1 tRNA gene and 2 rRNA genes are annotated in these 640 nt (G+C 45.8%); all 3 read left to right on the forward strand.

What is annotated here, in order from left to right:
* Positions 1-81: ribosomal RNA gene (locus V2S86_RS25335) — 16S ribosomal RNA — on the forward strand; the annotation flags it as partial.
* Between the two features lie 145 nt (positions 82-226).
* Positions 227-302 (forward strand) — tRNA-Glu (locus V2S86_RS25340).
* Positions 303-550: 248 nt separating this feature from the next.
* Positions 551-640, forward strand: a 23S ribosomal RNA gene (locus tag V2S86_RS25345); the annotation flags it as partial.

The following is a 640-nucleotide window of genomic DNA, read 5'->3' on the forward strand; positions in this document are numbered from 1 at the left end:
CTTACCACTTTGTGATTCATGACTGGGGTGAAGTCGTAACAAGGTAACCGTAGGGGAACCTGCGGTTGGATCACCTCCTTACCTAATGATATTGATTCGAGTGGCGTGCTCACACAGATTGTCTGATAGAAAAGTAATGAGCAAAAGCGCTACCTGTTGATGTAATGAGTCTCTGACTCATGCTGATACGAACCGATTAAGACGTTCAGTTTAATCGGGTTTTCGTGTCCCCATCGTCTAGAGGCCTAGGACACTGCCCTTTCACGGCTGTAACAGGGGTTCGAATCCCCTTGGGGACGCCAATCCGATAATGAGTGAAAGACATTATCACCGGTTAGTCATAACCGAAAACATCTTAAAGATGACTCTTACGAGTCGTGTTTAAGATATTGCTCTTTAACAATCTGGAACAAGCTGAAAATTGAAACATGACAGCTGAAACTTATCCCTCCGTAGAGGTATTGGGGTAAGGAGTAACCTGTCAGAGAGTCTCTCAAATGTAGCAGCGCGAATGTGCTTCTTTGTTTACAAAGACACCTTCGGGTTGTGAGGTTAAGTGACTAAGCGTACACGGTGGATGCCTAGGCAGTCAGAGGCGATGAAGGGCGTGCTAATCTGCGAAAAGTGTCGGTAAGGTGAT

The organism is Serratia sp. C2(1), assembly GCF_036352655.1.
Lineage (GTDB): Bacteria > Pseudomonadota > Gammaproteobacteria > Enterobacterales > Enterobacteriaceae > Serratia > Serratia inhibens.